Below are 4,624 nucleotides of genomic sequence, written 5' to 3'. Positions count from 1 at the left end.
CCGTCGGCGCCATCATGGACATCGGCAGCGCCGAGGAGATCCTCGCCGCGGGCAAGGCCGATTTCGTCGCCATGTGCCGCCCCCTGCTGGCCGACCCCGCCATGCCGCGCAAGTACGCCCTCGGGCGCGAAGGGGAGCGCCGCCCCTGCCTCCGCTGCCAGTACTGCGGGCTGCGCCTGCTGGTCCCCGCCGTCATCAACTGCGCCGTCAACCCCTTCCTCGGGAACGAGACCGAATTCCCCGAAGGGAAGGTGAAAAGGGCGGAGGTGAGAAAGCGGGTGGCCGTCGTCGGCGGCGGCCCCGCAGGCCTCGAGGCGCTCGAAACCCTCTGCGCCCGCGGCCACGACGTCACCCTCTACGAGAAGCGCGACCGGCTGGGGGGGCATGTCGTCGAGGGTTCCGTCCTCCCCTTCAAGCGGGACGTGCGCGACTACCTCGACTACCTGGTGCGCCGGGCGGGGCGCGCGCCCGCGCGCATTCTTCTCAACACCGAGGCGACCCGGGAGCTGCTGGACGCCGAGGGCTACGACGCCCTCGTCATCGCCGTCGGATCGACGCCCGTCGTCCCGCCGCTCGGCGGCATCGACAAGCCCCACGTGCACTGGGCGCCCGAGGCCGACAGCGGCGCAGCGGCCGTGGGGGAGCGGACCGTCGTCGTGGGCGCCGGATCGGTCGGCGTCGAATGCGCCCTCGGGCTCCGGATGCGGGGGAAGGACGTGACGCTGGTGGAGATGGCGCCCGACCTGTCGGGCCTTTCCGCCTCGGCGGGGGGGGCGGCGATGGAGCTGACGGCCCTCCTCGAAAAGTACGCGATCCCGGTCCGCCACTACTGCCGGCTCGAGGAGGTCACGGACGGCACCGTCCTCTGCCGCGACACGCGCACGGGCGACATCCGGGAGTTTCCGGCCGACACGGTGCTGCTGGCGCTCGGGGTGACCCCCCGGCGGGAGGAAGCCGAAAACCTGCGCCGGTCGGCGCCCGAAACGGAGGTCTTCATCGTCGGGGACGCGGCCGAACCCGGCACCATAGCCACCGCAGTGCGCTCGGCCTTCCGCGCCGCCGCCTACATATAGTATGATGGGGTCCGGTCTCAACCGGCTCCCCTTTTCGGACAGGCGCGGGCAATGGATGCGGAACTGAAGCCTATCCTGCAATTTTCGTTCGTGTGCCTCAGCTCGATCTTCATCATCGTGGACCCGCTGGCGACGATCCCCGCATTCCTCGTGATGACGGCCGACGACAGCGAGGAGAAGCGGCGCCGGATGGCGCGCCAGGCGGCCTGGACCTGCTTTCTCGTCCTCGGCCTCTTCTCGCTGGCGGGCACCCTCATCTTCAGACTCTTCGGGATCACGCTCCCCGCCTTCAAGATCGCCGGCGGCCTCATCCTCTTCCTGGTCGCCGTCGACATGCTCCAGGCGCGGCGCTCGGGGACGCAGGAGGTGACCGAGGAACGGCTGGAGGGGGCGGCCAAGGACGAGGTCGGCGTCACCCCCCTGGGGATCCCGATGCTGGGCGGCCCCGGGGCCATCACCACGGTGATGGTGCTGATCGGGCAGTCGTCCCACTGGTGGCAGGCGGCCATCGTGTACGCCGCCATCGCGGTGACGGCCTTCGCGTCCTTCCTCATCCTCGCCGGGGCCAACCGGGTGCGCCGCTTCCTGGGGGAGACGGGGATCCGCATCCTCATGCGCCTGATGGGCCTGGTCCTGACCGCCATCGCCGTGCAATTCATGCTGAACGGCCTCATCGACCTGAAACTCATTCCCTGAAAACGGGAACGTCCCTTTTGGAGGTAAGCGTGCGATCCAGACTGCTTCCGGTCCTCATCCTGGCGGCCTCGTTCCTTTCCCCCGCCTGCCGGAGGGCGGCCGGCCCGGCGCCGGCGGAACCGGGCCCGGTCCTGCGGTACGGCCCGGCTCGGGAGATCGCCCGGATCGCCGACCCCCGTATCGACGAATCGAGCGGGCTGGCCGCCTCCATCCGTCACCCTGACGCGTTCTGGACCCACAACGATTCGGGGGACTCGGCGCGCGTCTTCCTGATCGACCGCGGGGGGAGGACGCTGGGAGTGGTACATCTCGAGGGGGTGACGGCGCTGGACTGGGAAGACATCGCCTCGTACCGCGCCCGAGGCGAGGGGTGGATCCTGGTCGCCGATGTGGGGGACAACTCGAGGCGGCGGGAATACGGCGTCCTCCATCTCCTCCGGGAGCCTTTGATCCCCCCTCCCTCCGAGGGGGAGGAGGCCCCGGCCCTCGAGGTCGCCCCCGATTCCGAAATCCGGTTCCGGTACGAGGACGGCCCCCGCGACTGCGAGGCCGTGGCCGTCGACGCGACGGAATCGACCGTCTACCTCCTCAGCAAGGAGCCGGCCGTCAGCCGCATCTACTCCCTGCCGATTCCGGCGCCCGGGTCCGAAGGCCCCCACGTCGCCCGGTTTGTCGCCGAGGTCCGCCTCCCCTACCCCAACGCCATGGACATCTCCCCCGACGGGAGGCGCGCCGTCGTGCTCACCTACGGCGACGCCCACGAGTTCACGCGCGCGGAGGGGGAACCGTGGGCCCGGGCCTTCTCCCGCGCGCCCCGCGCCGTCAAGGCGCCGCCCCGTCCCCAGGGGGAGGCGATCTGCTACGGTCCCGACGGCAGGACCCTCTATCTCACGAGCGAGAACGCGCACCAGCCCCTGTGGGAAATCCCCGTGGTAGAGTAGTTGCCGGAGGAATCATGGCCGGGCCGGTGCTCATCGTGGGGGCGGGGTTGTTCGGGGCGGTCTGCGCGCGCGAACTGACCGACGCCGGCATCCGCTGCCGGGTGGTGGAAAAACGCGCCCACGTCGGGGGGAATTGCCACACGCGCCCCCACCCCGACATCGGCTGCCACGAGCACGTCTATGGCCCGCATGTCTTTCACACCGACGCGCCCGAGCTCTGGCGCTACGTCCAACGGTTCGGCGCCTTCAACGGCTTCGTGAATCGCCCCCGGGTGCGCTTCGGGGACCGCGTCTTTTCCTTTCCCATCAACCTGCTCACCCTGCACCAGCTCTTCGGCGTCTCCACCCCGGCCGAGGCCGAGGAGGCCCTCAGGCTCCGGCGCCGCCCCGGGGGGGACGAAAGCAGCGTCGAGGGGTGGTGCCTCGCCCATATAGGGGAGGAGCTGTACGAGACCTTCGTCCTCGGCTATACCTGGAAGCAGTGGAACCGCCACCCCCGCGAGCTCCCCGCCGACATCATCCGCCGCCTGCCGGTGCGGCTCGATTTCGACGACAACTATTATACCGACCGCTGGCAGGGGGTCCCGACCGAGGGGTACGGCCGGGTGTTCGAACGGCTGCTCGAGGGGGTCGCCGTGGAGCTGGAGACCGACTTCCTCGCCGACCGCGGGTATTGGATGGCGCACCACCCGCTCGTGATCTACACCGGCGCCCTCGACGCCTTCTTCGATTACGAATTCGGCCCGCTCGAGTACCGCTCGCTGCGCTTCGAGCCCGAGGAGCTCCCGTTCGATGATTTCCAGGGGAACGCCGTCGTCAACTACACGGAGCGGGAGGTGCCCTGGACCCGGATCGTGGAACACCGCCATTTCGATCCGAAACCGGCGGGCGGCCGCACCCTCGTCACCCGGGAGTACCCGGCGGAGCGGGCGCCGGGGTGCGAACCGTGTTACCCGGTGCGGACCCCGGACAACCTGGCCCGCCTCGGGCTCTACCGCGCCGGGGAGGCCGAGCTTGAAGGAAGAGTCCTCTTCGGCGGGAGGCTGGCCGAGTACCGCTACCACGACATGGACGACACCATCGCCGCCGCCCTGGGCGCGGTGCGGGGGCTGTCCGGGACCGGGTTTCGAGGGGGGAAATGCACGCGTACCTGATCCAGGCGCACGGCAGCTGGGACCTGCTCGAAAAGGCGCTCGCCCTCTACGACGACGCCCGCAACGACCTCTACCTGCACATCGACGCCAACAGCCAAAGCGTCCCCTTCGAGAGGCTCGAGGGCGCCTGCCGCCGCTCGCGGGTGGAGTTCGTCAGGCGCGTCCCCATCGTCTACGCCTCCTACTCCATCTGCGACGCCACCTTCGAATTGCTCGAGGCGGCGACGCGTCGCCGGAGCTACGACTATTACCATCTCGTCTCGGGGCAGGATCTGCCGCTTGCGAGCCAGGACCGGATCCATGACTTCTTCCGCGGCGCCCTGAAGGAGGTCGGCGGCCGGCGGGTCCCGGTCAATTTCGTTTCGCTCTGGGGGGGGCCCGACCGGGTCCACCAGAGCTACTGGACCCGGTTTTACGCCTACAACCCATGGATCCGGCACGCCCGCGCACGGCACCGGCCCCTGCGGACGCTTTTCTTTCTCAACCGCTGCACCCGGCGGCTGCAGTACCGGCTCCGGGCGGGGCGGAAAACCGAACCTTACCCGTACTATTTCGGGGACTCCTGGTGCAGCATCACCGACGCGCTGGCGCGCCACGTCCTCGCGCGCCGGGCCTGGTGCGAAGAGAAATTTTCGCGCCACGTCTTCTGCCCCGACGAGGCCTTCATTCAAACGCTGGTCATGAATTCGGATCTGCGCGGCACCCTCCACTCCGACGTCGTCGACGAGGGCCCTTCGAGGAGCCGCCGGTGCCTGCGCCT

The 4,624-nt window shown here is 69.5% G+C and carries 5 protein-coding genes; all 5 read left to right on the top strand.

Annotation, left to right across the window (positions count from 1 at the left end):
• Nucleotides 1–14 precede the first annotated feature (14 nt).
• Nucleotides 15–1,073 carry an FAD-dependent oxidoreductase gene (locus GXY47_13555; GenBank protein ID NLV32168.1) on the top strand — a complete coding sequence of 353 codons (1,059 nt, stop codon included), beginning with the start codon at nt 15–17 and terminating at the stop codon, nt 1,071–1,073.
• Between the two features lie 51 nt (nt 1,074–1,124).
• Nucleotides 1,125–1,769, top strand: coding sequence for an NAAT family transporter (locus tag GXY47_13550; protein ID NLV32167.1), 645 nt, complete (start codon nt 1,125–1,127; stop codon nt 1,767–1,769).
• 29 nt (nt 1,770–1,798) lie between these two features.
• Complete coding sequence (locus GXY47_13545; protein ID NLV32166.1) at nt 1,799–2,710, top strand: hypothetical protein; 912 nt, start codon at nt 1,799–1,801, stop codon at nt 2,708–2,710.
• 14 nt (nt 2,711–2,724) lie between these two features.
• Nucleotides 2,725–3,864 (top strand): UDP-galactopyranose mutase, encoded by a 1,140-nt coding sequence (gene glf / locus GXY47_13540; GenBank protein ID NLV32165.1) that lies wholly within the window; start codon nt 2,725–2,727, stop codon nt 3,862–3,864.
• The coding region (locus GXY47_13535; GenBank protein ID NLV32164.1) for a beta-1,6-N-acetylglucosaminyltransferase at nt 3,849–4,624 on the top strand (776 nt) is incomplete at its 3' end. The genes glf and GXY47_13535, both read left to right, overlap by 16 nt.

This window comes from Acidobacteriota bacterium, assembly GCA_012729555.1.
Lineage (GTDB): Bacteria > Acidobacteriota > UBA6911 > UBA6911 > UBA6911 > UBA6911.
Note: the sequence above shows the minus strand (reverse complement) of the source record. Positions and strands in the feature narration are given on the sequence as shown.

Bases quoted from the DNA above. Each gene is read 5' to 3' on its own strand.
- GXY47_13555 (NLV32168.1), top strand. From the start codon at position 15: ATGGACATCGGCAGCGCCGAGGAGATCCTCGCCGCGGGCAAGGCCGAT.
- glf (NLV32165.1), top strand. From the start codon at position 2,725: ATGGCCGGGCCGGTGCTCATCGTGGGGGCGGGGTTGTTCGGGGCGGTC.
- GXY47_13550 (NLV32167.1), top strand. From the start codon at position 1,125: ATGGATGCGGAACTGAAGCCTATCCTGCAATTTTCGTTCGTGTGCCTC.